Raw genomic sequence first — 26,579 nt, forward strand, 5'->3', positions numbered from 1 at the left:
TGGTCGGCACGCTGCCGGAGTCCATCAGCTAGCGAGACGTTGCCGTTCGCTGAATTGCTGTTGGCTGCGTCGAAGCGGGAGCCGAAGGAATTCGGCTCGATGAGCGTTACGCCGGCTTTTGCGGCCGACTCCTTGCTATAGAGGCCGCTCCAGAACGATGCATTGCCAGCCCTGTTCGCCAGCTTCTCCATCTTGTCGAACAACGAAGCGCCGCCATCGAGCGCGCTCTGAAATGCCGATCGCGCATTGAGCCCGAAGTTCGTCCAGGCCTTGTTCCAGGCTTCGTCGAACTCCCGCGCCCGGCGCACCATCTCATCGTTTGCCGAGAATTCGACCGCCGACTGCTTCGCCTTTTCGAGGCCGGCGCTCCCCTGCGACAGCAGCCGAACCCAATCCATGGTCGCAGGCAGCCCCATCTGTTGCAGCAAAACCAGTCGCTGCTGGTCGTCGCGAGCCGCCTTGATCAGGTCGGCAGCCTTTGACAGCGCGTCATCGAACGTCTTCGCGTGGACGTTATTGGCGGCGAACAGTTCGGCAAGGCCACCCATATCGTTCTTCGCGTCATTAACGCCCTTCGCAAAGCCAGCGATTCCCGCATTGAAATCCGATCCGGCGATCCCCTTGAACGATGCAGCGGCTTGCAGCTTCGACAGCTCGCGCGTCGAGGTTCCAGCGGAGCGCGCAACATCATCGAGCTGGAGCGTGAAGGATTTCCAATAGGCGTACGCGGCGTAAGTGGCCGCACCGAGCGCCACGATGCCGAGTGTGATCGCGCGAGTCGGTGTGACAAACCCCGCCAGCTGGGTGAAGAACCCGCCGATGGTTCCGCGCGACGAGGCGAAAACGTCGCCGATCTGCGAACCCTGCTGCAGAAGGACCGTAAGCGGCGATTGCCCCCCCGCCAGCGAGACGGCTACGTCCTGCGCCTGGCGCGACAGATTGATCAGCTCATGACGGGCGAGCCCGACACCTTGGGCAGCAACAGCGCCCGCCGGCGCAACGCCTTTGATAGCTGCGACTTGTTCGGCGAATGCGGACTTAGTGCGGGCGATGGCTGCGGCATGCTCTGCTTCGCTCAACGCGCCGACCTTGACGGCCTGATTGATCTCGGTCAGCAGCTCGCGATAGCTGCGGCCGGCTGCATAAAGCGGGTTGAACTTCGCGCGCAGATCGTCGAGCTGACGGCCATACGCCGCAATATCCGCGGCGCGATCGGGAACGATGGTCTGCTGGTTGACGGAAGCCTGGGCAGCAGCCTTCCGGGCCGCCGCAACCCGCTCGATCGCCGACACCTGCGCATTGTAAGCGATCGTCTCGTCAAGACGCGCCTTCATCGCCAGCGACGCGGAGATTGCCCCCACCCGCTCGGCTTCGGCGATCCCATCCAGAGCGGTCCGATACTTCAGACCGGCAGCGAACAACGGATCGTATTTTGCCTGCAACCGATCGAGCGCAGCACCATAGGCGGCCACGTCTGCGGCGCGCGCCGCGCTATCGCTCCCCCCGGAAACCCCCGTGACTGCGTTGATCTTGGCTTGGGCAGCCGCAGCCAGCGTAGCGGCCTGCGCCTGACGCTGGGCCGCGTCGGCATTGTCATTGGCAGCCTTGGTGAATTTGGCGAGCCGCACGGCCGCTTCCGCCAGAACGACATTGGCCCTGTCCTGCAACGCCGGGTTCTGCGCAACAGCCGCATTCACCTGCCGCTGCACCTTCTCGTAATCCTGCTGAGCGCGGACAGTCGCGACATAGCGGCGCTCGATGGCTTCGAAGCGCTTTTCCTGAGACAGCGTCGCGCGGCTGGTTTCGTCAGCCGCAACGGTGACGCCGCCCTGAGACTTCGCCAGCGCGTCAAGATCGGCCTTTGCTTCCTTGACGCCGGTCGACGACGCTTCGATACGAAGCCGACGGATCGCCTCTTGCACAGTCGCCGCCATCAGATGCCCTTCATCCGCACAATGATCGCGGGAACGCGCCGCTCGCGCTCGTGTTTCGCCGTGTCCCGGTCCGCCCTGGACCGCACGGGCTTGTAGCGAAGGATGGTGCCGGCCTCCGCTGCTCGGTAACTGAACCTGATCGTCGCCATGTTTCCGAAACGCGCCTTGGCGGCTGTCGCGGTACGCTCGTAGATGCGGTTCGGCACCTGAATGACGAAATCCCGGCCGCTCTTGGTCTTCCCGATCTCGATCTTTCTGGCGTAGGGCACGAGATTGAGAAACACGTACTCTTCGGCAACCGGAATCTCAGAGCCGCGAAGGACCTCCACACCGTCCGCGAAGAGTGTGTGCCCCGCGATGTAATCCCCGCTCCTACGCGGTGAACGCTCGATCAGCGTCGTGGAGATCCAGCGCAAGATGTCGCCGAACAGCTCCCATTCCGTCTCGATGACGCCGCCGGGCCGGGCATTTTCGAGCGAAGCACCCTCGGTGCCATTTACCCAAGTCCGACGCGGCGGCGCGCGTCCGAGAATGCTGTAGTTGAGCGCGTCGGCAGCTGCGATCTGCTCCGCCGCATAGGCCGCAATGGCGCGGCCCTGCGCTTCCGGCGCCAGCATCTCATCTACGATCAACGAGACGTCGCGCTCGATGCTGTCGACCTTGATCCTGACCGCCATCGTCGCCCTTGGTGTCTTCCATCAGGATCGAAGCCCGCATCGCGCCCATATCGACCAGTGCCCTCGCTTCCCAGGGCTCCAATCGGAGACGCATAAACGACGACCAGGCCCGCAGCGCTTCCCACGTCACGACGGCCGGGCCAAAGCCATTCGACGACAAGCCGGCAGATAGTTCAGAAAACCACTGCCAGAGATAAGCGAGCGCCTGAGGGCACTCCGGCCCGGCATCGGCCAGAGCAATCGCAGGAACGATACCTGCGGCTGCAAAGATCTCGGCGGCGAGCTGATCATGCTCGCCGGCCGATGCGCCATCCTTCAGACGGCGCCCTGTTCGAAATTGGTGCTCGGCAAAGGCGTAGAGGTCTTCGACGAGCTCTTGATAAAATTTGCCGCATCGTTCGCCGCCACCCACGGCTGGATGAACAGCCACTGCATGCCCGGCTCCTTGTAGAGCTCAAGGGCGTTCGCATGCGTACAAGGCACGTTGAGCGGTTCCTTGCTGACCGGATCGACCAGATACCAGCCCTTCGTCAGCGCGGCACATTTGGCCGCGTTCTCTTCGAACTGGTCGATGTCGACCAGACCGCCCCGCGTGCGCGCCGCCTTCTTGCGGTAGACCGCCTGGCGATCGCGATCGAAGGTGCGCCCCTCGACGCTGTCGGCAGCGAGCACGTCAATGTAGGACTCCTTGCCATCCTTGTCGCGCAGCACTTCGTCCGTCAGCGCGTCGATGATCTTGACGCGAAACGCCTCCGAAGTGTTGGCGGCGAGATTGCCGAATTTGCTCATGGTGTGTTCCTTTGGCGGAAGGTGAGCGGCCCCGCCCGCCAGCGGGGCCGCCGACTGCGCAATCACCCGGCTCGCGCCGAGCGGGTTTCCCCGTAGCGGCGGGGATCGGTTGCGCCGATTGGCGCAGGCATCAGGCGATCTCGGTGTCGCAGATCTGCAGCGTGGTCGACTCCACACCGGGCGCGGTGCCGATGTAGCGACCAGCTTCGAACTGGCACTGGATCGCCTTTGCCTTGTTGGTATCGCTCTCGTTATTCGAATTGATCTTGATACGCGGCAGGAAGAACGCGTTCGCCGGAGCAGCTGCGTCGTTGGTCGACGGCAGGTAGGCGAGCAGCGACAGCTCGGTTTCGTCGTCGAAGGCGCTCAGGAACGTTTCGCCCTGCAGGAATACGGTGAAGTCGCCACTGCACATGAAGTCGCCGAGCATGATGCCGGAAACCAGACCGGCCGGGTTCATCGCCTTGGCGGCCTCCGCACCGAGGTCGACCTTGATGTTCAGCGCCGTAGCGACGCCCAGCACCGCGCCATTCGCGAGCAGCAGACCTTGCATCGCGGTCGGAATGTCAGTCGTCGTCTCGGCCGCCGGCGAGCCGAAATAAGGCGCCTCGGATCCGGACAGCACCTTGCGGTTGCGGCCGAGCACCGTGAAGTTCAGCCCGACATTGGCGTTCACGCCGATCGACAAATCAAAGCCCGTCACCTTCGCTTGGGTGAAGAGCTTGGACAGGTCGATATCTGGATTGTTGGCTTCGAAACCGAACAGATAATCGGTGCGGGCCGCCTTGGTGGCCTTGTTGATCAGCGCCGCGCCGGCTTCGACGATCGTAAAGCTGGTGTCGGCCGTTTCCGTCGTCGGCGCGGGGAAGATGCTCACCGTTCGATTGTTCGCACCCGAGAAGCCGAGGATGATGAAGTTCTTATCGTTGTTCGCCGTGGTGGCAAGATTGCCGAAGCGATAGATACGGCCGACGCGCATGCCGAGCGCGACCGGATCGCCGCCGCCGAACGTCACTGTCTTGGCGACAGCATCGAACGCGGCGCTGGTGAGGTCGGTTTCGTCGAGTTCGACCGGCGTCGACCAGTCGCTACGCATCACCGCGGCGAACAGATCCTGATGCGTGCCAGGCGACAGATAGCCGTTGATCGTTCCCGTGATGGTTCGGCTGCCGTGCTTGCCCATCGGCTGCTGCGCGTCGTCGCGCTTCTCGGACGGCCGGTAGCTATCCTTGGCGAGCGAGAGATTGTGCGAGATGTGCCGCAGCACCTGCCCGCCACTGGCACCCGGCGCCGACGCGATGTCCGGCTCCGTCGTGGCGTCGATGTCGGCAGACGCATAGAGCTTATAGACGAGTTTCTCGGATGAGGCTTCGGCAAGACCGGCCATGGCAGTTGCTCCTATGGTGAAAGAGGATCGGCTAGCCGATCAGGTCGAAATAGAACTCGACGTCGCAGGCGGCCCAGAAGTAGTTGGCGGCCTCGCTGTCGAGGCCTGGGACCGAGATCGAGGATCCGGGGCCGCCCGGATAGACCGTGACCGCATCGCAGGTGACGCCACCCTGTTTGAATGGTCGAAACACCGCGGCAAACACTTCGGCGAAATCTGTCGCGACCTGCAGGCCGGCACCGATCGGCACGAACACCAGAATTGTCGCCACGCCTGAACTGCGATGCCGGTTGGCGCCACGGCCGCCGCCGTTCTCAATGACGCCGCTGCGGTTCGCATCGAAGAGGGTGTAGACGAACGGCGACGGCACATCCGGTAGTACCAGTGCGTCATCGCCGAGCCATCCGATCGGCAGCGGCTGGTGCGTCTGCGGATGCGACGGCACGTTCGCTGTGATCGCGGACCTGATCGCCGCAAGGGCTCCGCTGAGGGTCGTCATGTCACCCCGCGCAATGCAGCTCGAGCGCGATCAGCGTGCCTGCAACTTCGCGGCGCATCGGATTCTTGATCGTGAATTCCTTGCCTGCCACTACCAATTTGTCGTTGGTCGTCACCGGCAGAATGTCGGCAAGATCGTCGACCAGCACGATCGCGCGCTGATCTCCGATCACCATGATCGAGCCGACCAACTCGGCCGACGCATAGTTGCGGACATAGCCGCGCGTCGTGGTGTCGACATAGGCCCGCGCAAGCCCGGTGCCGGTGTAGCGGCGGATCGCAACCGGGCGGCCCTTTGCCCCCACCTTGTCACGGTAACTTGCCAAGGCCCGATCGACTGTGTTCACGACATCACCTGCCAACCTGACAACAGGCTTTCAGCAGCCTTCTGCATCGACTGCGCTGCCCCGTCCGGAAGGCTGTAGTCCCAGCGCCCGACGCCCTCGATGGTTTCGCTCTTGAGATCGCCCTCATCAGCAGGGACGGCATCGCGCAGCACGCCTGCCATCATGATGATGGCGTGCCGTAACGCAGCCGGCAGCGGCTTGGCAGGCGCCGGTCCATATCCAGCCCGCCAACGAAACGTTCTCGTTTCACCATCCTCGGACAATTCATCGCTGATCGTGTCAACGTAAGGCGGGAACGGCAGCTTGGCCGTGTCGATCTCGCACTTGGCCGGCAGCGTCATCTCCAGCGTCTGGAGACCAACAGCCCGCCGCAATGTTCCGTTGGGACCGTCGATTGCAGATTGGGCAATGTCGAGCAACGTGGAGACATACGCATCATCGTCATCGCTCGCGAAAACCTTGACGGCCTTCGCCTCCGCCGCGGTGACGGCGGAGGCCGGGCCATCAATTCGGATGACGCCCATAGGCATGGCCACGCTTACTCCACCACGACATGGAATGTGCCGACCTTCGCGGCACCGCCCTGAGCCAGCACGATCTTCACACGGTCGTTGGCGACGCCAATCGCGTCGGCTACGCCGACACCGCCAGACGCATACAGCAGAGCGGCGCCGACCTGGGAATGCGTCGGCTGGCGCGGCGCGCGGACAGCGGACGCATTGACGTTGGATTCGGTCCACAGGCCGATGCCGGTCGCTTCGCCGGTGATGGTGAAATCGACGCCGTCCGTGTAACCGATGGTGCCGTCCTTCACATACTCGATCTGCTGGATCTTGCCGGACAGGCGCGGCGTGTAGGCAGTTGCGGTGCCGTCCGAAGCCGTGGTGACGGTGATCTTGTAACGTTTCATGGCATCTCTCCTGGTATGGCGCGCAGCGCCGTTTGCGGCCGTCCGGCCTACTTGGTGCGCTTGTCGCGCGGCTTGTCGGAGGTTTTGTTGTCGGTCGACGCCTCGGCCTTGTTGGCAGGCGCCGGCTCCGCCTTGTTCAGCGGCGCCGGTTCGGCCTTCACTTTGCGCGGAACGAGCACGCCGAGGTCCACCAGATGCTTTGCATCCGCCTCGTTGAGGATGCGAACGTCCCCCTCGTTGTACAGGCGGTCGCCTTCGTGGATCCGCGCCACGTCGTATTCACGCTCTGCCATGGGTTCCTCCTGTAGTTGGGGCGGCTGATCTGCCGCCCCGTTTGCAGGCTTGGTGGTTACGCGGCGAGCGCGGTATCGAGGTCGCCGTAGATGAAGGCTTCGGGCCGATACACGGCGAGAGCGACACGCTCTTCAGCCAGAACCGTGATCAGGTTCTTGATGAAGTCGTCTTCGTTCTCGGTCGCGATCTCGACGCGCGCCGTCCAGCGGTCGAACACCTGAGCGCCGAGCTTGAAGGCGCCGGTGAGGAACTTGCGGACGGTGATGGCCTGAGTGGCGACGACCGGGAGACCCCACAGTGTCGGCGTGGTCGTGCCCTGCGGATTGCCGATGATGTAGCGGCCCTGGGTGTCCTTCAGGGTCTCCATCTGCGCCCAATCGGTCGGGTGCAGCACATGGCCGGTCGCCGGATATTCGGCGAGTGCCGCCTGCAGCATCGCGAGCCGCAGCACGTCGAACATGTTCAGGTCTGCCAGCGATCCCGGGGCCGAATAGGCGGTGGCCTGCGGGATGACGCCGAGCAGGTTCTGGCCGGTGCCGTCGCCGTTCAGCAGCTGGCTTTCTTCCTTGTATGCCAGGCCGTAGAGCAGACGGTTGTTGATGATCGACTGAAGCTGCGGGACATCGCTGAGAACCTGGCGCGACGCCTTCATGTAGTGGGCGATCACCTTCGCCGAGGTCGACACCAGATCCATCTTGATGTCGGACTGCGGCTTGGTGCCGCCTTCCGCCACCATGCCGGCGTTGTTGGTGAAGCCCGTCTCCTTGACGTACTCCAGCGTGTTGCCGTCCATCTGGCCTTGCGACAGCAGATCGCGGACGGTCATGCGACGCTGCGGCAGAGCCAGGATACCCGGCAGCCGGGTGTTGGCGATGGCACCGCCAACGGAGCCGGCGGCGTCGGTGGTCAGCGACGTGATGGTCGCCTTGGTCTGGAAATCGACGCGGCCGCGCGGGTTGGCCTGCGCCAGGAAGGACTTCACCTTCTCGTCGCCGACGAACATCTCGCCCATGGTCTTCGGCGTGTCCTGAGCGCCCTTCGCGCCTTCCAGCACCTTCTGCTCGAGCGTTGCGAGCTGCTCGTTGAGAGCGTTCATCTTGGTGAGCGCAGCGTCGGCCTTTTCCTTGAGATCGGTCGAGATTGTCTCGCCGGACTTTGCCTTACCGAGCGCTTCCTCGGCGATCGCCTTGACGGCGTCGACGGACTTTTGAAACTGCGACTTCACTTCGGTCGCGAGGTCTTCGATCGCCTTCTTGTCGAGCGACGCACCGGCCGCGGCGTCCGCCACGAAGCCGAAGCCGTGATGCGTGGACGCATAGTCGAGGCCGAACAAGACGGCGATGGTCGCGGCGGCAGCGATGCCGAGGAAGCCGAGCACAAAGACCCGGCCGTTGGTAGTACGGTTCATGATGTTGCCCTTTCGGCAGAGGTGATGGTGATCAACCGACCTTCAGCAGAGCCTGAAGGAATGCGGCCGTGTCGTTCGCCTGTGCGTCGGGCTCCCCCCGAAGGTGCGGCGCCGCCTTGCCGGCGATTGCCGCAGCAAGGCTTTTCGAGAAGCCTGCATCCCGCAGGTGCTCCTCAAACTCGCGGACGGTCGGCAGCGCGCCGCCGTCCAGAATGGCTTTGACGCCGGTCACCCGCGCCTGAATGTTCATCGGCATGGTAACGAGCGAGATTTCGCGAAGGTCGATCTTCGACAGCCGCATCACGCCGCGGCGCTTGTCGTCGGGCGTGGCGCCGCCTGCGGGGATCGCGTAGCCGATCGACATGCCGCCAAGCGCCTTCGCCTTCAGCTTGCCGTAAGCGCGCTGCGCGGTCGCGTCGTTCTCCAGCACAAGCTGGCCTTTGACGTAGAGCCCCTTGGAATCCTCTGCGATGTCCTTCCATACACCGATCGGCTCCGTCTGGTCGTGCTGCCAGAGCATCGGGATCACGCGGCCGTCGCTCTTGGCCTTGACCACGCTTTCGATGAATGCGCCAGGCTCGACAACGTCGCCGCCCTGGTCGACATTCCCGAAGGTCGAGGCATAGCCCTCGAACTCACCGGCGTCGGTCAGGCTCTTTGTTTCGAGCGTGAAATCGAAGTGCTTCATTGATCAACTCCCGACGACGCGCAGCTTCGGCCCTGCGGACGATGTTGCGTTTTGATCCGGCTGCTTGCCGGCCTCGGTGATTGGGACGTTCTGCATCTGCATCCGCGGGACGTCGCCGCCTTCGACCGGCGGCATGTTTTCCAGGGCACGCACTTCGTTGATGGTCATCCAGCCGTTCATGAGGCCGGACTGGTAGAAGGTCGCCCGCTTGTCGCTGTCCCCGCGCAACAGGCCTTCCATGTTGAATTCGACCGTGATTCCGGAAGCGCGGTCGGCTGGGCTCAGCAGTCGCTTTTCGACAGCCTGTTCGATGCGTTTGCAGCGCCGGCGGAGATTGAACTTCTGGAAACCGAGCACCTGCTCGGCGAGGCCGCTGCCCCAGCTTGTCGACTTTTCGGTGTGGCCGATCATGAATGGCGGGACACCATAAAACCGGCAGACCTCCTCCACCGAAAAGGCCCGCGTCTCGAGCATCTGGGCATCTTCCGGATTGATCGAGATCGGCTTGTACTCTGCACCACCCTCGGCGATGTAGGGGCGTCCTGCGTTCATGGCGCCGAGGTACTTCTTGGTCAGCCGCTCATCCAGTTGTTCGCGCTGCTCAGACGTCAAGAAGTTGGCGAAAACGAACTGCCCTGAAGGCCGCATGCCGTTCGCGAAGGTCTCCCGCGCGGCCCTTTCGGTCGCCAGCGCCAGACCGAACGAGTTTCGAGCGAACGCCAAAGTCGATAGTCCGCCGAGCGGTCCGCCGCCGAACCCGCGAATGTGCAGCACGGACTCGTCGGTGAGGTCGAAAAACCGACCGTCTTCCGACCAGCGATACCGAATGCGTCCGCGCTCGTTGCGGTCCACCGTGACGATGTCGGGGCGAACCGGGACAAGCGACACCATCTTGTCGCCGTTGCGGATGATGCGCGAATATGAATTGCCCCAGAATTCGAGGCTCGACTGCATGAACTCCAGATAGTCGACCGCTGTCTGATCGGAGTTCGGGTTGTCGTGAAGGATGCGATAGAGTGGGTGATCCTTTGCGACGACGCGCGACCCATCCTTGTCGAGCCGATAGACCATCAGCGGCAACGTCGCGATGGTGCCGGCGATCAGATTGACGCACGCCCATGCAGTCGACAGGCCAAGTACGCTCGAGGGCGTAACTTGCTCGCCGGCGGGCGCCGGATCGCCACCGTTCCAATCGGACGGCTTCGTGAGGTCCAGCGAGCGGCGCCGAAACACAGTCACGGCTCTTTGCCAAAGGCTCATTTCAAGCTCGCGATGAAGTCGTCGATACGGGGACCTGCGGCAACCGGATTCCAGCTCATTAGGATTGCCGCCTGCATCAACGCGATGAACGGGTCGATCTTCGCCCGGCCGGAAATCTGCTTGGTGACGATCACATAGTTGCCGAGCGGCTCGATCTTGGCGTTGCCGACGACCCAGTTCATCAAGTCCTGATCGGCATGCCACAGCGTGCCGTCATCGAGCTTCAGCTCCAGGCCGAACAGGCCGGGCTGCAGCGCACGGCCCTGCAGCAGTCGCTTGATCTGCTTGTCGGTGATGCCGGCTTCCTCGAACGCCTCGAACAGCGCGGCGACATTGTTCGGATCGACGCCGGCGGCGTTTTCCTGCGGCAGCAGGCCGGACTCGACGAGCCGACGCAGCAGCTTCACCAATTCAGCCTGGCGCGTCTTGGTATCGGCCAGCGTCAACGTCCCTTCGGCCTTGAAGTCCTGCAGCCGTGGCGCGATCTCGGGGCGCCGCTCCAGCACCTTCGGATCGGCGAAAGCGTGGCACCACGCCAGCCACTCTCGCGTCTCGCGTTCGCGGCCGATCACCGCGACACCCATCAGGTCGTCGAGGCCGCCGCCGTCGGCGCCGATGGTGATGACCTCGCAGCGCTCCAGCAAGGTATCGAGCGTCAACGTCTCATCGACTGCTTGCGGCCAGAAGTCGGCGCCGGTCCACCCGTCCTGCGAGATGCCCACGCCGACCTCGATATTGAGGTGCTGCGAGACCCAGATCTGCTCGGCTTCCGGATTGACCTTGCCATTGTTCTCGTAGTCCTCGATCAGACGTTCCGGATCGATCGAGCGGCCAAGGTTCGGTAGCAGCAGCGGCCAGTTCTTCCGATCGCGCCAGAACGTCTTGTCCGGGTGCTTCTTGTCCTCACGCTGCAGTGCCTGCGGATACTCGTAGAGCACCGGCAGCATGATCGGATTGGCGCCGCCCTTACCCTCGCGGATCGCGCGGGCCTTCTTGAGCTCGGTTTTCCAGATTCCGGCCGGCGGCTCGTCCGACTGCGTGGTGATCATCAGCACCTGGCCGCCCTGCATCGTGATGCCGCCACCCCGGATCTGCTGCATCACCGCCGCGGCCTTCGCTTTCTTGCCCAGCTCGTGCACCTCGTCGATGATCGTCAGCACCGGGATTTCACCGACGACGATCTGCGTGTCGAAGCTCTTGACGTTGAGCTGCGTCCCGGTCTTTCGCCGGGTGATGCACTTGTGGTGATCCTGCACCTGGAAAATCTGTGTCAGGCGCTGATCGATGCGGATCATCCCCTGAGCCTGTTCGAAGCAACGCTCCGATACGTTCTGGCTTGGCGCGACGATCAGCATCTGCCGGTTCGGCGCCTCTTCCATGTAGAGCGCCGTGAGCCCGAGCGCGGCCACATAGGTCGTCTTCGAGTTCTTCTTCGGCACCATGCAGAGCAGCTCCCAGACGAGCCGACGCTTGGTGACAGGGTCCTCGCTGGCGAGGAATGCGCAGAGGATGAAACGGAACCAGTCGCCGCATGCCTCCGACAGCGGCGGGTTGCCCGGAACGTCTGGCAACCGCAGCCGATTGAAGAACGCAAGGGCCTTGGCGGCGCGGGCTTCGTTGAGCGGCACAGTCGGCGCCGGCACCTCGCCGCGTTGAATACGCTCCCACCAATCCGGGCACGCGAACCGCGGCAGCGCAGACGGTGCGGCAATCGCGTCAGTTGATCGCATGTTGTTGCGCGGCCTCGAGCTCCAGCTCGGCCGCGAGATCGGCATCGGCGTCGCGCGCGAGCTGAGCGTCGAGCACCTTCTTGCCAAGGCGGCCGCCCGACTGATCGTCGCGCCGCGACTTCTCGGGCTGCGACGACATGCTGCGCTCGGCTTCCATCTGATCGTTGCGATCGAGCAGCCGACCGAACTCCTTCAGCGCGCCGACGTTGCCGGCCTCGGCCAGCTCCCAGGCGAGCTCGATGCGGCGAAGCTCCAGCCGGTCGCGCGCGACGTCGCGCTGGCGCAGCTCGAAAAAATAATGCTTGCGCAAAGTCGGCGGCGTCACGCCGAGCGCGGCCGCGATCCGCGGGGGAGCCCAGCCGAGCGCCAGCAACATGCTGACTCTGTTGCGACTTCTGACCGTGACGACATGCTCCGGCCGCCCGCGCTTCTTCGGACAGTCGACCCACTCATTGCCGAAGAGGTCAAAATTAGCGGTCACGACAAAAAAATCTCCGAATGTGGCCCAAGCCGGTCCGGTGCCCGGGCGGCTCTGGACTTTTGACCCACCCCCGGGGCCGCTAGTACCAGACGCCGCGGGTGTGCAGGCTGGCCTGCTCTTCGCGCTGCTTCTTGCTGTCGTGGCAGGGCTTGCGCATCGTCTGCAGGTTGGTCTCGTCCCAGAACAGACGCGCATCGCCGCGGTGCGGCTTACGATGATCGCACACGAGTTGCGACGTATCGGCCTCGACTACACCGCAGCCGCACTGGCAGGTGAACAGATCGCGGATGAAGGTCTGCGTCCGCAGCTGCTGCCAGCGAGCCGTCTTGTACCAGGCCTTCCAAGGCAGCGAGCCCATCGCGCCTCGCCTTGCAGCGAGCCGCTCGCCGGGTCACGGCGAGCGGCTCTTCACAATCAACGCAGTCACTGGAGGTCGCGGCAGCCGCCTCGGCGCGAAGGGTGAACGCCCCGGAAGCGGTACCGCTGACCTGTGCAGAAACGAAAAGCCCGCCGCATCGGGCGACGATGCAGCGGGCGAAGTCACAGAAGGGAACGTCCAAGCAAGACTGCGCCAGCGCGTGGCGCCGCCGCACATCCTATGAACGACAAAGCCCGGCACTTGGCCGGGCTGCTGTAGCTCTTGATTGCCTGCGGCCACGCCGCCCAATGACATCTCTGGGGATGCTTGAAGCGGTTCACCGCACCGCCGTCGACAACCTTGGGCCGGGCTCCCGCTGAGCGGGACGGGCTTACGTTCGTTCGATCTGGTGCGCTGCCACGGTGATCTCGGTCTTGCGCCCCATCGCGTCGATTTCAACGACGATTCGCCCTTGCAGCGCAAGCCTGACAACGACACCTGCTCCCCATCGCGCCTCGACGTCGTCGACAAAGCGAACCTTCTCCCCAGCCTTGAACGTCTTGGCTGGCAAGCCAGGAGCCGGCGGCGTGTTGAGGCCGGCTTCGATCAGCTTGATGATCCGCACATCGGCGTCACCGATCCACAGCGGCTCGCCGTTATGCGAGCGGATCGGACCGAAAGCGCCGAGGATACCATCCGCCATGGGCAGCGGGCTGGCATGGTCGCTCTGTCGCAGCTGGACGAACACACACCCGGCGATGATCCCGACCCGACGATGGCATAGCGCGCGCCGACCGTTCGAAACAACCCGCGACGGCTTCATCACCTGATAGTTCGGCCAGAACGCACGGAAGCCACGTCGCCGGTAGCTATCGACGACGTCGAGTTCCTTCCATGACCGCACCGCCAGCAGGTAGTACGGCAGCAGTTGAAACTCCCCGCTCCTGGGCAGCTCTTCCGCCTTCGCTACCAACGCCTGCACATCGCTTTCGATCGGCCGAACTGCCATGTTCATCACCCTCTCCCGCCTTCGTCCGCCAACCCCTGTTCATCGTCCGCGCCGCCGGCGGCCCATGTGCCGTCGACACGTGGCGGCCAAGGCCGCGGCATGCGGATGCCTTGCCGTCCAGCGTCGTCGCGTTCATTCGGAAGCCCGGCTCCGGTCCAATCCCGGAACCGCCGCTGCCAAGCCGCGTATTCGGCAGAGCCCTGCGGATAGAACCCCCACAACCAGACCCGTTGCGGCGTTGCCTCGCCGGCTTCATCGGACGTTTGCAGCCGCCAAGCGCGCTGATCGACATGCTCGGCCATCGCCAGCAAGTCGGCACCGATCGGCTTCCGCGCCCGATAGCCGCGCTTGCCGCCATCGCCGGCCCTGATCAGCGGCTGCGCCACGTTCGTTCGCCGGTAGAGCCAGCGGATGACGCGATCTTCGGCGCTGCCCTCGACGATCCACGGCAGATCGCTCTCGGCAGCTCGCGCAGGTGCGTCAGGCGCACGCGCCGCGAAGCCCGGCCAAGCGCCGCGATCCCGCAGAAATAGATGCGCACTCAACACATTCGGCGGCTTCTTCTGACCCTTCCGCCAGGCGACATAGCCCCGCGCAGCCTGACGTGCGAGCAGCCGGTCCGCGTCGGACAGAGCCACCCATTCGTTCATCGCAAGCTGGTGCCGCACGATCGGCTCCGCCCAATCGGCCTCGAAATCCTTCCAACCGTCAGGCTCAGCCTGCGACACACTCCCCCCGGAGGGGGGCTGGGGGGAAGGTTCAGGTTCAGGTTCAGAGATTAGGCCCTCGCTCGAGTCGGAGGGCTGGCCGAGGGCTAACCGAGTCCTAACCGAGGGCTGGACGTCAGATGATACCTCATTCAGCCCTTGCTGGTGGCGAGGGCTAACTACGCCCTCATCGGCCGGATCACAGCCTTCGGCTGCGTCGTCGTCATCCGCCGGCAGATCGCCCCGCGCGCGCGCTTCGATCAGATCGACGTCGGCATCGAGCTGCATCCGGATATCGTCGGTCGTGCGCTTGCCGCGCCCCTCGGTGTTCGCGCGCCCCTTGTCGTCGAGGAATCGCGGCAGCCTGATGATGGCGCCGATTTCCTCGAGGAAGGCGAGCCGCTTGCGCACCGTGTCGGGCGAGAGGTCCGTGTCTTCTGCGAGCGTGCCGATGCCGGCGATGCAGGAGCCCTCGTCGTTGCTGTACAGGGCGATCGCGCGCAGCAGCGACTTGGCGTGCGGATTGCCGAGCCGAAGATTGCGAGCCCAGGCATGCGCCTCATCGGAAGCGAAGCGCCGGCGCCGTCCCGTCTTGGTCGTGGTGGTGGTCATTGTTAGTCCGATTGCCGGAAGGTGTCGGGAGACGCAGAACGCAACGAACAGATTGACGCCGCTACACGGCGGGGGCCGGAACTGGCTCGCACACTGGTGTTCCCGCAGAGCGAATCTGCTCCCCGTCGCGCCAGAACTCTTGCCAGTGGATGTCGCGCGGCCCTTCGCTTTCATGGCGCGTCACCTTGACGATGCCGCAGCCGTTGAGGCATTCGCGCTCGGTCTTGAACGGCGGAAAGCGCTTTGGTTCACCCCAGCGATGGCGCGTCATGACACCGACCTCGCTGCCCCCTTCAGCTGATCGAGGTGCAGCACGATGGCGTCGGCAACAACATTGGCGACCCGCTCCCCATGAGCCGCGCAGAACGCCGCGACCTCGCGAGAGACGAACTCAGGGAGAACGACCGCAACTGGATTGCACCGATCACCAAATCCAGCGAGCGGCCCGTGCGGCGCGCTCGCCACTAGTTCGCCTCGCTCAACAAGAGCATCGATCAATCTGACGGCGTTGTTCTTGGCGCAGCCCAGCTCTCTCGCAACCTCACTGCGCGACGGCATCCGCCCATGTTCGCCGCACAGCTTAGTCACCGCCTCCAGCGCCAGCGATTGTCGCTCAGTCAGCCCCATGCCTCGCGCCGCCTCGTCTCCGATGATGAGATCATCGCTCACGCCGCCATCCTCCCCTCATCAGCCCGCGCCGCTACGGGCCCAGCGCTGGTCAGAAGTTCGACCAGCCAGAATTTGTCGAGTTTGCGGAAATCGACGGAGGCGATGTTGTCGATCACGAAGGCGCGGACGGCGCGCCGATGGATCGACCATTCGTCGCCGCCCTGCGCTGCCGTGCGTGCGGTGCCTCGCCTCTGGGCCTTGAGCCAGCCGCGGGCGATCCAGCCCGACACCGTCTTGCCGTCCACACCGAATAGGACGGCAAGCGCGCCGGCGGTGTAGTGATCGAGGTCCGCGTTTTTGCCCGTGCCGCCGCCATGGCGTTTCAGCTTCACCAGGATCGCCGTCGACGTGCGCTGATAACCTTTGCTGGCGAGCATGCGACGGATGGTGTCCGGCCGCTTGTGCGCGTGCGTCATCGCCAGCTCCAGCTCGGCTTCGCTCCACCTGGATCAGCTCGGCCAGCCGCTCGCTCGCCAGGTCGACCGCGCGTCCCTTGCGGTACTCACGCAGAACATCCGTGATGGGTCTCATCAGCTCTCTCCTGATCATGCTGCGCGGCAGGACAGCGCGGCCGCACGTCGCGCCACGTGATTACTTTGGGATCGGCTTGGTGAGCTGATCGAAGGCCTGCAGGAATCGCTGCTCCGCCTCGACGGGCGACCAGCAATGCAGCCGCACTCCAAGCGGCCGCCCGATGTAGGACCAGGGCTTGTGCGACGGCGCGAGGTTCTGCGCGACTTCGTCTCCCAGGATCGCCCTGTCGATATCGCGCACGGCGGCGAACTGCTCCGGCGTGACCCCGAACGCCTTTCCGATCACCGCAAGGATCGCATCTTCGGCTTCCGCGTAGCCGCTCAGCATCATCTTCAGCGGCCGCGGAACGTCGACCATGTAGGCTTCGGCAGCATCGTGCAGCAGAGCCGCCAGCCGATAAGGTGGCGGCGCCACCTCAGAGAGAAGCACCGAGTGCTCCGCTACGGAATAAAAGCGAATGCAGTGGCCCCCGTAGCGGCACTGCAGCGATAGCGCATGCGCGATCGTCCCAATCTCGATGTCATCAGTGCGCGGATCGAGCGGCCAAAACGGGCGACCGGAGTACGTTTGGAGCCAATCGCCACGACGATGATCGGAAGATTCAAGCTTAGTCATGCGCAGGCCTTTGCGATTGGCGCCGCGCCATCGCTGCGCCGGCGTTTCAGGAAGTCAGGGATGTCGAGCGGATCAGGCCGCGGCACGGCGAAGTGATTGCAGCAGCTGCAGCTGATGGGCTCAGGATCGAAAGCACGCTCGACATCGGGGTAGCCGCGCGGCGCTCGTTGCAGCGCCCGCTCGATCGCATCCTCGAACTTCGCGTCGGCATCCCCGGAATCCGGCACTTCGTCTTGAAGCGGCTCGCCGATCACCTTCGGTCCATTTGGCCGAAATGCCTTCGTCACCGGTTGCGTCGTGAAGCGCTCGACATCGTCGGACCTCGACAATGCCTCTCGCTGACCGGGCGGAATCCACATGAACTCGGTCGTCTTGCCGGGCCGGTTCTTCAGCCAGATGATCCAGAGATAGGCCGTCGCCGTGTCGCCTTCAGGCTCCCAGCGCCCTTTATGCACCGGCACGCGCTCGGCGAACTGCGCGATAATCGCCGGAGGAAACGGCTGGAAAATGCGCTCGAAGCGGCCGACGGTCTCCAGCCATTGCAGCCGCAGGAACATCGCGACGCCAACCTGCGCGAACTCCAGCGCACGTAGTACGAACGCCTCGGCATTCGCACCGAACGGCGGATTGGTGATGATCCAGTCGTCGCTGCCGGGGACGATGTCGCCGAGGAAGTTCGCAACGTGGCCGTAGCCGTGCGGATGGATGTCCGACGCAGTGACGTCTTTGAAATACTCGCTGAGAACCTCCGCCATGTGGCCTTCGCCACAGGCCGGCTCCCAGGCGGTCTGCGCATGAAATGATGCCGAATGCCCCGTCCGCTTCAGCACCAGCTCGACAAGCGCACGCGTCGCCCAGGGCGGTGTCGGGAAGTAGTCGAGACTATCGTCGGGCTCTTGGCGCGACGCCATGATGGCGCGGCTGCCGAACGGCAACTTGGCAACCGCTTCACGCTGCGCATCGTCGGGTAGCCGTGCGATCTTCTCCGCCGCCGAGACCGCAAGCTGTCCCTGCTCGACAGCGTGCTGCAGCTCTTCGACGCCTTCATTGATGACGGTACGAGCTCGCTCGACGCTGCGCTCGCTGACATTGACCATCGCCGCCGCCGCCCGGGCGGAAATTCCGCCAATTGGCGGAATATGCTCCGGCGCCGGTTCGAACGGCTTGGCCTCATCGTCGGCCCGCGGCTCGGCTCTTGGCCGGCCGACCCCAAGATTCGCGAGCCGGGCCGCCACGAGCGCGCGCTGGCTGTCGTCGAGATGCCGCCGCCGCAGGTTCTTCGACAGCACCCATTTCAGCGGGTCGCCATCGACGGTCGGATTGAAGGTGACGAACCACGGCGCCGGCGGCGACAGCAGCTCCGCGTCCAGCGCCTCGCCGGCCCGATGGCCCCAGCCATCGCCGAGCACCTCGCCGCCGTCGCACAGCTCGAGCAGCGCATCGTAGCGATTGCGTCCGTCGAGGATCTGCCCGTCGAGCAGCACGATCTTTTCGCGGATGCCATTGTCACGAATGTCTTCGCGCAATTCGTCGCGCGCCTGCCCCTCGATCATGGGAAACAGATCGGCAAAGCGGTGTCCTGCGAGGCACTTCATGCGCGCGCCTCCGGAAAGCCGTTGTGCTCGACGCCGTCGAGCAGACGGCCGGCAGTAGACTTGCCAACTTGCTGCATCAGATCGTCGGTACGGCGCTGCGGCGGGGATGCGCGCAGCAGTGTCGCGGAGCCGAGACCAACCGCCACAACGAGCAGCGCGCCGGATAAGACTGCCTTGAGCGTTTCGAGCGAGAAGGTGTGCAAAACATCGGGAGCGGAGGTCATGTACTACCTCCTTTTGAGCCGGAAGCGACGGGCGACGATCCATCGCTCCCGACTCTGCTATCGTCGGTAGTTGCAAAACTATCCAACGAAAGGAATTCAGGATGACAGGTAGTCGAATTCAAGCTTTGGGGATTCCGTGGTACGAGCGTGACAGCTACAAACGCGTCCTTGAGGTGATGGAGGACGCGCACCTGCTGCCCCCGACCTTCGAAGCCTGGCAATATCGTGCTCACAAAACCGAGCGCTCGGGCCAAATCACCAATGCTGTCGTCGTCCGCGCTGTAATTGATCCGGACGAGTTCGTGATCTGGTGCCAGACGCGCAACTTCAAGATAGACGCCGAAGCGCGTATGGCCTTCGCCAACGAGGCTGCCTATGATGCGATCAGCAAGACGCGCTGAACCAGGGCACATCCCGTTCATCACGCGCCGTCTCCGGCCAACTTGCGCTGCAGGTCTTCGATTTCGCGGGCGAGGTCGGCCTGCTTGCGGATCACGTCGGCCAGTTGGCGGGCGCGCTGGTGCGCAACAAACCAAGCCGGCGCGGCTCCCCTCATCATCACGGGAAGCAGCTCGCCACCCACGTCCGACTGCAGCAACTCGGCTTGAAATTCGGCACCGAGATTCCGGCGGCCATCGATCACTTTCTGGCAATGATCGAAGCTCGCACTGATCCGCTTCATCAGCTCGGCCGCCGCATATTGCGGGAAAATCTCCCGAAACTTCAAGATGATTGGGGAAATCGATGGCTCAATTGAGCGGGATCGACGGCTCATTTGTCGGGACGCCGATTTGACCGCGGCGCGCGGCTTTGCTCGATTCGCGCTCATGAAGCGACCTGTTCGGTTGAGGGGGATTGGGATGCGGCAGCTGCTGCGGCGATGTCGGCGAGTTCGCGTTCCAGCGCCCTGCGTGCCGGGCCACGATTGGGTGGACCTTGGGTCTCCCAACGGTGAACGGTGCTCTGGTCGACGCCAAAACGGAGCCCGAACGCGGCTTGGCTTTCCCCGACCTGTTCTCTCGCCTGCCGAATCAGATGTGCTTTCATGAGCGAACTATGCGTTGCGCATAGTACGCGTCAATGCCTAACGCATAGTTTCTCTATGCATTCTGCATTCATGCCCGAACCCCATGAACGCCTGCAGAAAGCCCGCCGTGAGGCGGGCTATGAAGACGCCGCAGCTGCCGCAGAAGCCCTCGGCATCCCGCAACCCACCTATTTTGCGCACGAGAACGGCAGTCGCGGGATCTCACGATCGGCGCGCCGCTATGCGGACTTCTTTCGTGTTTCGCTGGAATGGCTGCTGACGGGAAAGGGCCAGCCGCGACGGTCGTTGGCTGACGAGCAGCGCGGCCAACCGCGAACCGTGCATCTGGTCGGCTACGTCGGCGCCGGCGCCGAAACGCACTTTTTCCAGCACGACGCACCTCTTGACGAGGTCATCGCGCCCGAAGGCGCATCGGAAGCGACTGTCGCCGTCGAGATACGGGGCGAAAGTTTGGGAACATTTTTCGATCGCTGGCTGGTGTTCTACGACGACGTGCGGCGCCCGGTGACAACGGACATGATCGGCAAGCTTTGCGTTGTCGGGCTCCAGGACGGACGCATTTTGATCAAGAAAATTCAGCGCAGCCGCACCCGCGGGCTGTTCCACCTCTTGTCGCAGACCGAGGCGCCGATCTTGGACGCTTCTCTCGAATGGGCCGCCAAGGTGAAAAGCATGGTACCGAGATGATGTTCGGCTCTCCTTTCATGACCATCAGCACGAAGCGAGACCGCCAAGGCCGGCTGTTCCGTAGGCCCGGCGCAGCGTCTTGAAGCTATGCGTTTTGCATTGACTTAATTATGCATTACGCGTAGCTTGTCTCCCGTGAAACATCACGGGAGACAACCATGCGTCGCTACCCCCGCCGCGGCGCCCGCCGCCCGGCCCCGACTTTCGCCGTCGTTTCCGACCTCATCGACACCGCGCTGCCCCCGGCCCGGGCCGGGCTTAAGGGCCCCGCGGCCGTCAAGCGGCTGGCCGACGACATGCGCCAGGCCAGCCAGCGCGAAGGCGGCATCACCCGCGACGAGCTCGAGCTGCTCGGCTGGACCTCCGAACAGCTCGACACCCACGCCGCCGCTGCACGTCAGCACGCGCAGGCCCTCTCAGTCGTGACGGCGTAGGGAACGGCGATGATCGCGAATGTGAGCTGCACAGCGATGGCGCGTGGCGGCGCCGCTGACGATGAGCACCAGGCCGACGGCGGCCCAACACCTGTGCTTTGGCTCATCACCTACGCCAGTGGCGAACGTCAATACGCTCATCGGAAGCCTGCCGTTTGGCCGACGCCCGACTGCAAGATCACCGAGTATTACGACCGACCGGCGGTTAGTCCCGGATACGGATTGCGAGGGCGACGCCCGCTTCCTCAAAGAGCAGGTGTTGCAGGATGACCTCCCAGCAGCGTGCCAACGTCATGCTGCGGCTTCGTCAGATGCATCCGCATTTGTCGGTCGTTCAGCTTGATCATCTGCTCGCCGGCGTCGATCGCGCCCGGGCGAGCGATAGTCTCACCCGCCTCGCGACGCCAGCGATGCGCTGCCCGCCGCGGCCGGCCAACAGCAACCTCGCTAACGACGACGTGATCGGCCACGCGCTGATGGCCGGCGTTCGACGCGCCATGGAGGAGGCGCCATGCCGGCCGCTCTGAAGATCGCGACGGCGGCGATCGCCGCGGCGGCGCTGCTTTTCGTTTGGCATGTCGCCGTCGCCGACTGGCTGGTCGATCGGCTGCGCGCCGCGCTGGGAAGCTGACGATGAGCACGACGATCAAGGTGTCCGTGCACATGCCGGAGGAGCTTTATCGCGGCCTGCGCGACTTCGCCCGCGCCCACAGCACCAACGTCAGCCGCATCTGTTGCGCCGGCGCAAGCCGCGAATTGGCGCGACAACTTGAGGCGACCCAAGCACTTGCTGTCGCCGATCGCACCGCGCTTCTTGCCATCGTCGACAGCGTTTTAGAAGGCGTCGCAGCTCAACATGTCGCGGCTCCGGGGGCCGGACCAGCCTCCGCGTTGTCGGGCTAGGAGAGCAGTAATGGCCAGCCATAATCTTCCCGACATCAAACGCGGCCGTATGACCACCGCAGACAAGGCAGAGATTGAGCGCCTTGCCGCCAAGATGGCAAAGCCGACTCCCGGCAAGATCGCAGCCAAGATCAATCGTCACCCAGCCACAGTGAACTGGTTCATGCTCACCCCCGGGTTGATCGAACAAAAAGTCGGCCGGGCGCCGCGCGTCTATGAGCGCAACGGCAAGAAGATTTACCCCTACGCGCCGGAGCACGATGCTTTGCTCGAGCGGCTCCGCTGCGAAGGCAAGTCCCACCGCGAAATAGCCGAAGTGGTAACTGCCAAATTTGGCATCCACAGGACGGGCCATAGCGTGCAGGTACGGATCATTCAATTGTCCGCTTCGTTGGAGGATCATTGATGCTGTGGAATGCCGACAGCGCCCTGCCGGCGGCGATCGAGGCCGGCGCTCGGCTTTGCGAAAGCTGCCACACGGCCCCGGTCGCGCAGCCGCGCGATCGCATCTGCCCGTCGTGCCACGCCGAAGCGCGGCAGCGCCACACCGACCGTCAGAACGTGGACCATCAGCGCCGCCGGCAGCACAAGCTCGGAGCGGCTCAATGATGGACGTTGCGGTCAAGATAATCGCCGCGCTCGCCGAGGGCGACTAAAGCGATGTCGCGCGTCCTGGACCTGGTTGAGGCCGCCGCCGAGCTGCGCAAATCAAAGCGCTGGCTGCAGGATTGGCTTGCCAAACACCCGGTAGACGCGCATGGCCGGCCTTTCTATAGTCAGGTCGGGCGAACGAAGCTGTTCCGGGAGAACGATATCGCCCGCATTCTCGACGCCACGATGGTTGCGCCATGCCGCTCAAGCTCGTCCCGCCCCGCAAAGGCAAAAGCCCGAACTACACAATCCGCGGGACGTACCTCGGCGTCAGTGTGGACCGAAGCGCAAGAACTGCTAAGAAGGCCGTTGCAGAGCAGCAGCGCAAGCAGCTCGAAGGGCAGATCGAACGTGGTGAATATCCGCCAAGGGCGCCTGCTCCCGACGCCATAACGTTCATCGCCGCCGCAGTAGCCTACATGCGAGCCGGCGGCGAGCGCGAAACGATGGCAAAGCTGATCAGCTATTTCCGCGAGACGCCGATCGAGAATATTGGTCAAGGCGAGATCGATGCCGCCGCACTCGATCTCTATCCGGATGCCACTCCTGCCACCCGCAACCGCAAGGTCTACACGCCGGTGTCGGCCGTCCTGCATCATGCCGGACGGGACATTCAGATCCGCCGGCCGAAGGGTGCCAAGGGCAAGATCGTCACCGACTTTCTCAGCGTCGAGGACGCCTTCGCCATCATCGCAGCTGCAGACCGCGAGGATCCCGCCTTCGGCATGCTGCTGCGCTTCTTGCTCTACACCGGCTGCCGTATAAGCGAAGCGATGGCGCTGCGCTGGGAACAGGTCGCATTCGATCTGGGTGTTGCCTATATCGCCACCAGCAAGAACGACGATCCGCGCACGGTACTACTGCAAGCCGAGCTACGCCGGGAGATGCGCGCCTTCGCCGGTGACAGAGCGAGCGGTCCGGTGTTTCCGTTCCACCGCGGCGGCGGTCTGAAAGACCGGCTGACCCGCGCCAAGCTAAGCGTCTGCGGTATCACGTCAAAGAAGCGGCACGGCGGCGAGACGAAGGCTGACCGCCGCATCCCGCCGCACCGCCTGTCGTGGGTCGGCTTCCACACGTTCTGCCACACCTGGGCGACGTGGATGCGCCGCTACGCGGGCATCGACCTGCAGGGACTCGTCGCCACTGGCCGCTGGCGCGATCCGCGCTCGGCCGCGCGCTATGCACATGTTGCTGCGCGTGAAGAGTGGACCCGCGTCGAGCGGCTGCCGCGAAAAGCTCCTAGGTCAGGTTGAGGGATGGAAGGCGACCTTCTGACGAAATTGCCGAGAGCAGCACGAGCGCCAGACCACTGCCTGATTGCAATTCGTCGAAACTCAGAGCTTAGAATTAGAATTCTATTCGGATAGCTTTATGCAAAATTGGAAATATTTCTTCGAGAGCCCCTACACGTCGCTAGTAGTAGCCGTCGTCCCTGCAGCCATAGCTCTAAGCGGAAAGTTCACCGTTTTTGGCGCGTACTTACTGCTGGCTTTTGCGTGGCTCATCGCAATGTTCGGAATGCGGCACTTGGCGACACCCGTTCTTTGCGGATGCGGCGCGATCGCGGGCGGCTTTCTCATTCTTCTTGGCTTTTGGTTTAGTCCTTCACCTGTGCCAGGATATTCGGGGATTCTCTACCCGAAAATCAATACAGAACTCAAAGGAGAGCAGGCTGAAAAGAAGGTTCAAATCGGAAACTCCGGTACATTCTTTGTTTGGGCAGGTTCAGGGAACGAGTTATTCCGCTTTACTGAGGCTTCCGGCTTGACGCTCGAGTCCATAAACGGTCGACTGTTAGTCTCCACTCTCGTTAATGACGACAGAGGCAATCCAGTCGCGGAGCTAATTCGAAATGAATGGAAAGTAGCCCCTCCACCGAAGACTTGGGATCGAAATTACGATGATAACTCTCTAGAGGTTAAGAATGAAGCCGGCCGGATAGTCTTACAGGTTCGATTACTAACAGATCGCATTCAGCTGCAGGGAGAATGGCTGGATCAGAACGGGCGCGGCATCCGACTTGTCGCCGGAGATGATCCGTCGACTGGCGCGCTGATGGTGACGTTTGGACCAAAAAGCAAGCCATCAGCCCCTCCATTCATAAAACCAATTTTCAAGTATCCAAGCGACAGACACTTCGGAGAGCTATTGTAGGCATCGCGGAGTGATCAAGCCGCAACGACGTTATTACGTCATTTGCAGCAATTCGAACATTCTACAGAAGCGCTGAAGCTTCCTTGGAAAATCCGTGGAATGGCGGCTCGTTGCAACGCAAGCTATTGATATCACTGGACTCCGCCACGCCTCCCCCAAGGCTGGCCGCAACCTTTTTGAACGACTGATGATGGAAGCGACCGTGAAATCTGACGACGTGCGATCGAAAGACTCCGCCGAACCACCGTAGCCGATGGATCACGAAGATCGGCTGTTAGTAAGCGATGCCGATCTGGGCGCGATGCCGGGTCGGAGATTCGATCTCGTCGAGCACGGCGCGCGCGTAGTCCACGCCACTGATTGCCGACCTTCCGTCGACGTCGAACAGCGCCACATCGCCTCCGAGGCGATATCGGCCGAGATCCTCGCCCGGCATCCAGGACGAGAACTCCATCGCCGGCGACACGAACAGCCAGTCGAGGCGCGTCTCATCGGCGAGCAGATGGGTCAGAACGTCCATGTTCTCTTTCGCTTCGACGATGACCTCCTGAGGCACGTCGGGCGGGAAGCTCTCGCCTTCGATCATGCGCGGCGCTCCAGCCTCACGCCGTAGACAGGAAAACCCGCCCACCAGAACGAGACGGGCACCGGCGTCTCGCGCCTGATCGGCGAGCCGGAGATAGGCCTTGGTCAAGGTACCGGCGTTGTCGCCGCGCGGAGACAACGCGCCCACGACGACATCTGCAGTCCCGATGCTGAGCGTGCCGTTGAGGGCATCAGCCGCGACGTAGCTGACGCCCGCCACCTGGTCCGCGGGGATCGAACGGCTGACCGAAGTCACTGCGTGCCCGCGGGTCGCCGCCTCGCGCACGATGGCCGACCCGGCATAGCCGGTGCCGCCGACAACGATGATGGTCTTGGGTGATGGCATAGGGAATCCTTCGCGCAATCGCGCGCTGTTGGGGATGAACGATCGACGGCGGAAGAGCTTCGCCGACGTCTCAGCTGTGGTACGGGGCCAGATGCCCCATTTCGCCACGTTGGTAGCGCTCGCGCGCAGCGGCGATCTCCGCGGGATCGCTCATGATGAACGGGCCGTGCTGGATCACGCGTTCGCCGACCTTCGGCCCGCTGAGAAACAGCGGACGCGCGTTGCCGGCGGAGTGGATACGGAAGGTCCCCGTTCCTTCAACCGTCGTGGCTGTGCCCGCCGGCACGCTGACGCGCCCGCCGGCATGTGTGATCTCGACTGCGTCGTAACGAGCGTAGATCAGGCCGAACCAGCCGTCGCTCTGGGTCAGTTCGACGCCGGCCACCAGTTGAATGTCGAGTAGCTTGAAAGGCTCCGCGGGACTGACCGGCGAGACCTTGTTGGCGTAGTCGCCGACGACCACGTGCACCCGGTCGCCGTCGGGACCGGTCCAAACCGGCACCAGATCGCCCTCCAATGCAAACACCTGGGGCGGGATCGCCTTGTTCATGCCGGTCAGGTTGACGAAGAATTGCAGCCCATGCAGTTCCGCCGCAGGGTCGGCGAGCATCTCTTCATGCATCACGCCATGCGCCGCCTGCGTCCAGACGATGCCGCCTCGCCCCACGACGTAATCATTGCCGAGTGAGTCCCGGCTGCGGAGCCGGCCCGGCGAGTCGTCGAACACATAAGTCACGGCGGAGAAGCCCGCATGCGGATGCGGCGCGAACGGATGACCACGCACCCGGAAGTCGTCGAACATCACGATCGGCGAGTGATCGAGTCCGAGCTGCAGAAGATCGAGGCTTTGCACCGACAAGGCACGACCGTCACCGCGCTTCTGCAGCGAGATCGGATCGGAGAAAATCAGGGTCATGACATCGTCCCGGGGATGATGAGAGGCGCGGCGGCGCTGTGGCCCCCGCCGCGGGGGCCGGCCGCCCCCGACCGCGGCGCCGCAAGGGCGCGGGTCACCGCGCGTTCGCGCAGCTCCGGGCCCCAGCCG

35 protein-coding genes are annotated in these 26,579 nt (G+C 63.6%); 9 read left to right on the plus strand and 26 right to left on the minus strand.

Going from position 1 to position 26,579, the window contains the following annotated elements; all coding sequences use genetic code 11:
• The 23 genes from ACOJTD_RS16405 to ACOJTD_RS16515 form a co-directional block, all read right to left on the minus strand.
• Window positions 1-1,934 (minus strand): phage tail length tape measure family protein (locus ACOJTD_RS16405; RefSeq protein WP_420133955.1); only part of this gene is annotated, 1,934 nt, incomplete at its 3' end.
• The gene (locus ACOJTD_RS16410) at window positions 1,934-2,611 is read right to left on the minus strand and encodes a hypothetical protein (protein WP_420133956.1); all 678 of its coding nucleotides are present in this window, start codon (window positions 2,609-2,611) and stop codon (window positions 1,934-1,936) included. The genes ACOJTD_RS16405 and ACOJTD_RS16410, both read right to left, overlap by 1 nt.
• Window positions 2,553-3,041: a phage tail assembly chaperone gene (locus ACOJTD_RS16415; protein WP_420133957.1), complete on the minus strand. Its 489-nt coding sequence runs from the start codon at window positions 3,039-3,041 to the stop codon at window positions 2,553-2,555. Before ACOJTD_RS16415 ends, ACOJTD_RS16410 begins: the two co-directional genes overlap by 59 nt.
• Complete coding sequence (locus ACOJTD_RS16420) at window positions 2,927-3,400, minus strand: hypothetical protein (protein WP_420133958.1); 474 nt, start codon at window positions 3,398-3,400, stop codon at window positions 2,927-2,929. Before ACOJTD_RS16420 ends, ACOJTD_RS16415 begins: the two co-directional genes overlap by 115 nt.
• A 130-nt stretch (window positions 3,401-3,530) precedes the next feature.
• Entirely contained in the window at window positions 3,531-4,787 is a 1,257-nt protein-coding gene (locus ACOJTD_RS16425) for a phage tail tube protein (protein ID WP_420133959.1), read from the minus strand.
• 31 nt (window positions 4,788-4,818) lie between these two features.
• Window positions 4,819-5,286, minus strand: coding sequence for a hypothetical protein (locus ACOJTD_RS16430; RefSeq protein ID WP_420133960.1), 468 nt, complete (start codon window positions 5,284-5,286; stop codon window positions 4,819-4,821).
• A gap of 1 nt (window position 5,287) precedes the next feature.
• On the minus strand, window positions 5,288-5,611 hold the full coding sequence (locus ACOJTD_RS16435; protein ID WP_420133961.1) for a hypothetical protein: 324 nt from the start codon (window positions 5,609-5,611) through the stop codon (window positions 5,288-5,290).
• Window positions 5,612-5,628: 17 nt separating this feature from the next.
• The gene (locus ACOJTD_RS16440) at window positions 5,629-6,168 is read right to left on the minus strand and encodes a hypothetical protein (protein ID WP_420133962.1); all 540 of its coding nucleotides are present in this window, start codon (window positions 6,166-6,168) and stop codon (window positions 5,629-5,631) included.
• Between the two features lie 2 nt (window positions 6,169-6,170).
• Window positions 6,171-6,542 carry a hypothetical protein gene (locus tag ACOJTD_RS16445; RefSeq protein WP_420133963.1) on the minus strand — a complete coding sequence of 124 codons (372 nt, stop codon included), beginning with the start codon at window positions 6,540-6,542 and terminating at the stop codon, window positions 6,171-6,173.
• Between the two features lie 47 nt (window positions 6,543-6,589).
• Window positions 6,590-6,835 carry a hypothetical protein gene (locus ACOJTD_RS16450; RefSeq protein WP_420133964.1) on the minus strand — a complete coding sequence of 82 codons (246 nt, stop codon included), beginning with the start codon at window positions 6,833-6,835 and terminating at the stop codon, window positions 6,590-6,592.
• A 56-nt stretch (window positions 6,836-6,891) separates the two neighbouring features.
• Window positions 6,892-8,244, minus strand: coding sequence for a phage major capsid protein (locus tag ACOJTD_RS16455; protein WP_420133965.1), 1,353 nt, complete (start codon window positions 8,242-8,244; stop codon window positions 6,892-6,894).
• A 31-nt stretch (window positions 8,245-8,275) separates the two neighbouring features.
• Window positions 8,276-8,932, minus strand: coding sequence for an HK97 family phage prohead protease (locus ACOJTD_RS16460; protein ID WP_420133966.1), 657 nt, complete (start codon window positions 8,930-8,932; stop codon window positions 8,276-8,278).
• 3 nt (window positions 8,933-8,935) lie between these two features.
• Window positions 8,936-10,192, minus strand: coding sequence for a phage portal protein (locus ACOJTD_RS16465; RefSeq protein WP_420133967.1), 1,257 nt, complete (start codon window positions 10,190-10,192; stop codon window positions 8,936-8,938).
• Window positions 10,189-11,835, minus strand: a complete 1,647-nt coding sequence (locus tag ACOJTD_RS16470) for a terminase large subunit domain-containing protein (protein ID WP_420133968.1) — start codon at window positions 11,833-11,835, stop codon at window positions 10,189-10,191. Before ACOJTD_RS16470 ends, ACOJTD_RS16465 begins: the two co-directional genes overlap by 4 nt.
• Before the next feature lie 73 nt (window positions 11,836-11,908).
• Window positions 11,909-12,298 (minus strand): hypothetical protein, encoded by a 390-nt coding sequence (locus ACOJTD_RS16475; RefSeq protein WP_420133969.1) that lies wholly within the window; start codon window positions 12,296-12,298, stop codon window positions 11,909-11,911.
• A gap of 184 nt (window positions 12,299-12,482) precedes the next feature.
• A complete protein-coding gene (locus ACOJTD_RS16480; RefSeq protein WP_378392863.1) occupies window positions 12,483-12,761 on the minus strand; it encodes an HNH endonuclease in 279 nt (92 codons plus the stop codon).
• 391 nt (window positions 12,762-13,152) lie between these two features.
• The gene (nusG, locus tag ACOJTD_RS16485) at window positions 13,153-13,776 is read right to left on the minus strand and encodes a transcription termination/antitermination protein NusG (RefSeq protein ID WP_378392861.1); all 624 of its coding nucleotides are present in this window, start codon (window positions 13,774-13,776) and stop codon (window positions 13,153-13,155) included.
• Window positions 13,776-15,089 (minus strand): hypothetical protein, encoded by a 1,314-nt coding sequence (locus ACOJTD_RS16490; RefSeq protein ID WP_420133970.1) that lies wholly within the window; start codon window positions 15,087-15,089, stop codon window positions 13,776-13,778. Before ACOJTD_RS16490 ends, nusG begins: the two co-directional genes overlap by 1 nt.
• Before the next feature lie 61 nt (window positions 15,090-15,150).
• Entirely contained in the window at window positions 15,151-15,360 is a 210-nt protein-coding gene (locus tag ACOJTD_RS16495; protein ID WP_378392857.1) for a cytochrome C, read from the minus strand.
• Window positions 15,357-15,758 carry an ABC transporter permease gene (locus tag ACOJTD_RS16500; protein ID WP_378392855.1) on the minus strand — a complete coding sequence of 134 codons (402 nt, stop codon included), beginning with the start codon at window positions 15,756-15,758 and terminating at the stop codon, window positions 15,357-15,359. The genes ACOJTD_RS16495 and ACOJTD_RS16500 overlap by 4 nt, the downstream gene beginning before the upstream one ends.
• On the minus strand, window positions 15,755-16,174 hold the full coding sequence (locus tag ACOJTD_RS16505; RefSeq protein WP_420133971.1) for a hypothetical protein: 420 nt from the start codon (window positions 16,172-16,174) through the stop codon (window positions 15,755-15,757). Before ACOJTD_RS16505 ends, ACOJTD_RS16500 begins: the two co-directional genes overlap by 4 nt.
• 175 nt (window positions 16,175-16,349) lie before the next feature.
• Window positions 16,350-16,721 (minus strand): hypothetical protein, encoded by a 372-nt coding sequence (locus ACOJTD_RS16510; protein WP_420133972.1) that lies wholly within the window; start codon window positions 16,719-16,721, stop codon window positions 16,350-16,352.
• Between the two features lie 182 nt (window positions 16,722-16,903).
• Entirely contained in the window at window positions 16,904-18,769 is a 1,866-nt protein-coding gene (locus tag ACOJTD_RS16515; protein WP_420133973.1) for a hypothetical protein, read from the minus strand.
• 58 nt (window positions 18,770-18,827) lie between these two features.
• Here ACOJTD_RS16515 and ACOJTD_RS16520 point away from each other — a divergent pair, with 58 nt between their 5' ends.
• Window positions 18,828-19,127, plus strand: a complete 300-nt coding sequence (locus ACOJTD_RS16520) for a hypothetical protein (RefSeq protein ID WP_420133974.1) — start codon at window positions 18,828-18,830, stop codon at window positions 19,125-19,127.
• 20 nt (window positions 19,128-19,147) lie between these two features.
• Here the strand turns inward: ACOJTD_RS16520 and ACOJTD_RS16525 are convergent, their stop codons facing one another.
• Window positions 19,148-19,555 (minus strand): hypothetical protein, encoded by a 408-nt coding sequence (locus ACOJTD_RS16525; RefSeq protein ID WP_420133975.1) that lies wholly within the window; start codon window positions 19,553-19,555, stop codon window positions 19,148-19,150.
• Between the two features lie 288 nt (window positions 19,556-19,843).
• On the opposite strand from ACOJTD_RS16525, the gene ACOJTD_RS16530 reads away from it, so the two are divergent.
• From ACOJTD_RS16530 to ACOJTD_RS16565, 8 genes are all read left to right on the plus strand, one after another.
• A complete protein-coding gene (locus ACOJTD_RS16530) occupies window positions 19,844-20,461 on the plus strand; it encodes a S24 family peptidase (protein ID WP_420133976.1) in 618 nt (205 codons plus the stop codon).
• A gap of 158 nt (window positions 20,462-20,619) precedes the next feature.
• Window positions 20,620-20,895 (plus strand): hypothetical protein, encoded by a 276-nt coding sequence (locus ACOJTD_RS16535; protein ID WP_420133977.1) that lies wholly within the window; start codon window positions 20,620-20,622, stop codon window positions 20,893-20,895.
• 266 nt (window positions 20,896-21,161) lie between these two features.
• Entirely contained in the window at window positions 21,162-21,422 is a 261-nt protein-coding gene (locus ACOJTD_RS16540; RefSeq protein ID WP_420133978.1) for a hypothetical protein, read from the plus strand.
• Between the two features lie 106 nt (window positions 21,423-21,528).
• The gene (locus ACOJTD_RS16545; RefSeq protein ID WP_420133979.1) at window positions 21,529-21,798 is read left to right on the plus strand and encodes a hypothetical protein; all 270 of its coding nucleotides are present in this window, start codon (window positions 21,529-21,531) and stop codon (window positions 21,796-21,798) included.
• A 10-nt stretch (window positions 21,799-21,808) separates the two neighbouring features.
• Window positions 21,809-22,204 (plus strand): hypothetical protein, encoded by a 396-nt coding sequence (locus ACOJTD_RS16550; RefSeq protein ID WP_420133980.1) that lies wholly within the window; start codon window positions 21,809-21,811, stop codon window positions 22,202-22,204.
• Window positions 22,204-22,407 (plus strand): hypothetical protein, encoded by a 204-nt coding sequence (locus tag ACOJTD_RS16555; RefSeq protein WP_420133981.1) that lies wholly within the window; start codon window positions 22,204-22,206, stop codon window positions 22,405-22,407. The genes ACOJTD_RS16550 and ACOJTD_RS16555 overlap by 1 nt, the downstream gene beginning before the upstream one ends.
• A 239-nt stretch (window positions 22,408-22,646) precedes the next feature.
• On the plus strand, window positions 22,647-23,702 hold the full coding sequence (locus ACOJTD_RS16560) for a tyrosine-type recombinase/integrase (protein WP_420133982.1): 1,056 nt from the start codon (window positions 22,647-22,649) through the stop codon (window positions 23,700-23,702).
• A 64-nt stretch (window positions 23,703-23,766) separates the two neighbouring features.
• The gene (locus ACOJTD_RS16565) at window positions 23,767-24,603 is read left to right on the plus strand and encodes a hypothetical protein (protein WP_420133983.1); all 837 of its coding nucleotides are present in this window, start codon (window positions 23,767-23,769) and stop codon (window positions 24,601-24,603) included.
• Between the two features lie 274 nt (window positions 24,604-24,877).
• Here the strand turns inward: ACOJTD_RS16565 and ACOJTD_RS16570 are convergent, their stop codons facing one another.
• Both ACOJTD_RS16570 and ACOJTD_RS16575 read right to left on the minus strand, forming a co-directional pair.
• A complete protein-coding gene (locus ACOJTD_RS16570; RefSeq protein WP_420133984.1) occupies window positions 24,878-25,642 on the minus strand; it encodes an NAD(P)-dependent oxidoreductase in 765 nt (254 codons plus the stop codon).
• Window positions 25,605-26,450, minus strand: coding sequence for a pirin family protein (locus ACOJTD_RS16575; protein ID WP_420133985.1), 846 nt, complete (start codon window positions 26,448-26,450; stop codon window positions 25,605-25,607). The genes ACOJTD_RS16570 and ACOJTD_RS16575 overlap by 38 nt, the downstream gene beginning before the upstream one ends.
• Window positions 26,451-26,579: the final 129 nt, after the last annotated feature.

Source organism: Rhodopseudomonas sp., assembly GCF_048594845.1.
Classification (GTDB): domain Bacteria; phylum Pseudomonadota; class Alphaproteobacteria; order Rhizobiales; family Xanthobacteraceae; genus Rhodopseudomonas.

Bases quoted from the DNA above. Each gene is read 5' to 3' on its own strand.
- ACOJTD_RS16530 (WP_420133976.1), top strand. From the start codon at position 19,844: ATGCCCGAACCCCATGAACGCCTGCAGAAAGCCCGCCGTGAGGCGGGC.
- ACOJTD_RS16450 (WP_420133964.1), bottom strand. From the start codon at position 6,835: ATGGCAGAGCGTGAATACGACGTGGCGCGGATCCACGAAGGCGACCGC.
- ACOJTD_RS16460 (WP_420133966.1), bottom strand. From the start codon at position 8,932: ATGAAGCACTTCGATTTCACGCTCGAAACAAAGAGCCTGACCGACGCC.
- ACOJTD_RS16520 (WP_420133974.1), top strand. From the start codon at position 18,828: ATGACAGGTAGTCGAATTCAAGCTTTGGGGATTCCGTGGTACGAGCGT.
- ACOJTD_RS16445 (WP_420133963.1), bottom strand. From the start codon at position 6,542: ATGAAACGTTACAAGATCACCGTCACCACGGCTTCGGACGGCACCGCA.
- ACOJTD_RS16465 (WP_420133967.1), bottom strand. From the start codon at position 10,192: ATGAGCCTTTGGCAAAGAGCCGTGACTGTGTTTCGGCGCCGCTCGCTG.
- ACOJTD_RS16540 (WP_420133978.1), top strand. From the start codon at position 21,162: ATGACCTCCCAGCAGCGTGCCAACGTCATGCTGCGGCTTCGTCAGATG.
- ACOJTD_RS16430 (WP_420133960.1), bottom strand. From the start codon at position 5,286: ATGACGACCCTCAGCGGAGCCCTTGCGGCGATCAGGTCCGCGATCACA.
- ACOJTD_RS16525 (WP_420133975.1), bottom strand. From the start codon at position 19,555: ATGAGCGCGAATCGAGCAAAGCCGCGCGCCGCGGTCAAATCGGCGTCC.
- ACOJTD_RS16425 (WP_420133959.1), bottom strand. From the start codon at position 4,787: ATGGCCGGTCTTGCCGAAGCCTCATCCGAGAAACTCGTCTATAAGCTC.
- ACOJTD_RS16490 (WP_420133970.1), bottom strand. From the start codon at position 15,089: ATGACCACCACCACGACCAAGACGGGACGGCGCCGGCGCTTCGCTTCC.
- ACOJTD_RS16505 (WP_420133971.1), bottom strand. From the start codon at position 16,174: ATGACGCACGCGCACAAGCGGCCGGACACCATCCGTCGCATGCTCGCC.
- ACOJTD_RS16420 (WP_420133958.1), bottom strand. From the start codon at position 3,400: ATGAGCAAATTCGGCAATCTCGCCGCCAACACTTCGGAGGCGTTTCGC.
- nusG (WP_378392861.1), bottom strand. From the start codon at position 13,776: ATGAACATGGCAGTTCGGCCGATCGAAAGCGATGTGCAGGCGTTGGTA.
- ACOJTD_RS16550 (WP_420133980.1), top strand. From the start codon at position 21,809: ATGGCCAGCCATAATCTTCCCGACATCAAACGCGGCCGTATGACCACC.
- ACOJTD_RS16495 (WP_378392857.1), bottom strand. From the start codon at position 15,360: ATGACGCGCCATCGCTGGGGTGAACCAAAGCGCTTTCCGCCGTTCAAG.
- ACOJTD_RS16560 (WP_420133982.1), top strand. From the start codon at position 22,647: ATGCCGCTCAAGCTCGTCCCGCCCCGCAAAGGCAAAAGCCCGAACTAC.
- ACOJTD_RS16535 (WP_420133977.1), top strand. From the start codon at position 20,620: ATGCGTCGCTACCCCCGCCGCGGCGCCCGCCGCCCGGCCCCGACTTTC.
- ACOJTD_RS16515 (WP_420133973.1), bottom strand. From the start codon at position 18,769: ATGGATCGTCGCCCGTCGCTTCCGGCTCAAAAGGAGGTAGTACATGAC.
- ACOJTD_RS16410 (WP_420133956.1), bottom strand. From the start codon at position 2,611: ATGGCGGTCAGGATCAAGGTCGACAGCATCGAGCGCGACGTCTCGTTG.
- ACOJTD_RS16475 (WP_420133969.1), bottom strand. From the start codon at position 12,298: ATGTTGCTGGCGCTCGGCTGGGCTCCCCCGCGGATCGCGGCCGCGCTC.
- ACOJTD_RS16545 (WP_420133979.1), top strand. From the start codon at position 21,529: ATGAGCACGACGATCAAGGTGTCCGTGCACATGCCGGAGGAGCTTTAT.
- ACOJTD_RS16480 (WP_378392863.1), bottom strand. From the start codon at position 12,761: ATGGGCTCGCTGCCTTGGAAGGCCTGGTACAAGACGGCTCGCTGGCAG.
- ACOJTD_RS16455 (WP_420133965.1), bottom strand. From the start codon at position 8,244: ATGAACCGTACTACCAACGGCCGGGTCTTTGTGCTCGGCTTCCTCGGC.
- ACOJTD_RS16555 (WP_420133981.1), top strand. From the start codon at position 22,204: ATGCTGTGGAATGCCGACAGCGCCCTGCCGGCGGCGATCGAGGCCGGC.
- ACOJTD_RS16575 (WP_420133985.1), bottom strand. From the start codon at position 26,450: ATGACCCTGATTTTCTCCGATCCGATCTCGCTGCAGAAGCGCGGTGAC.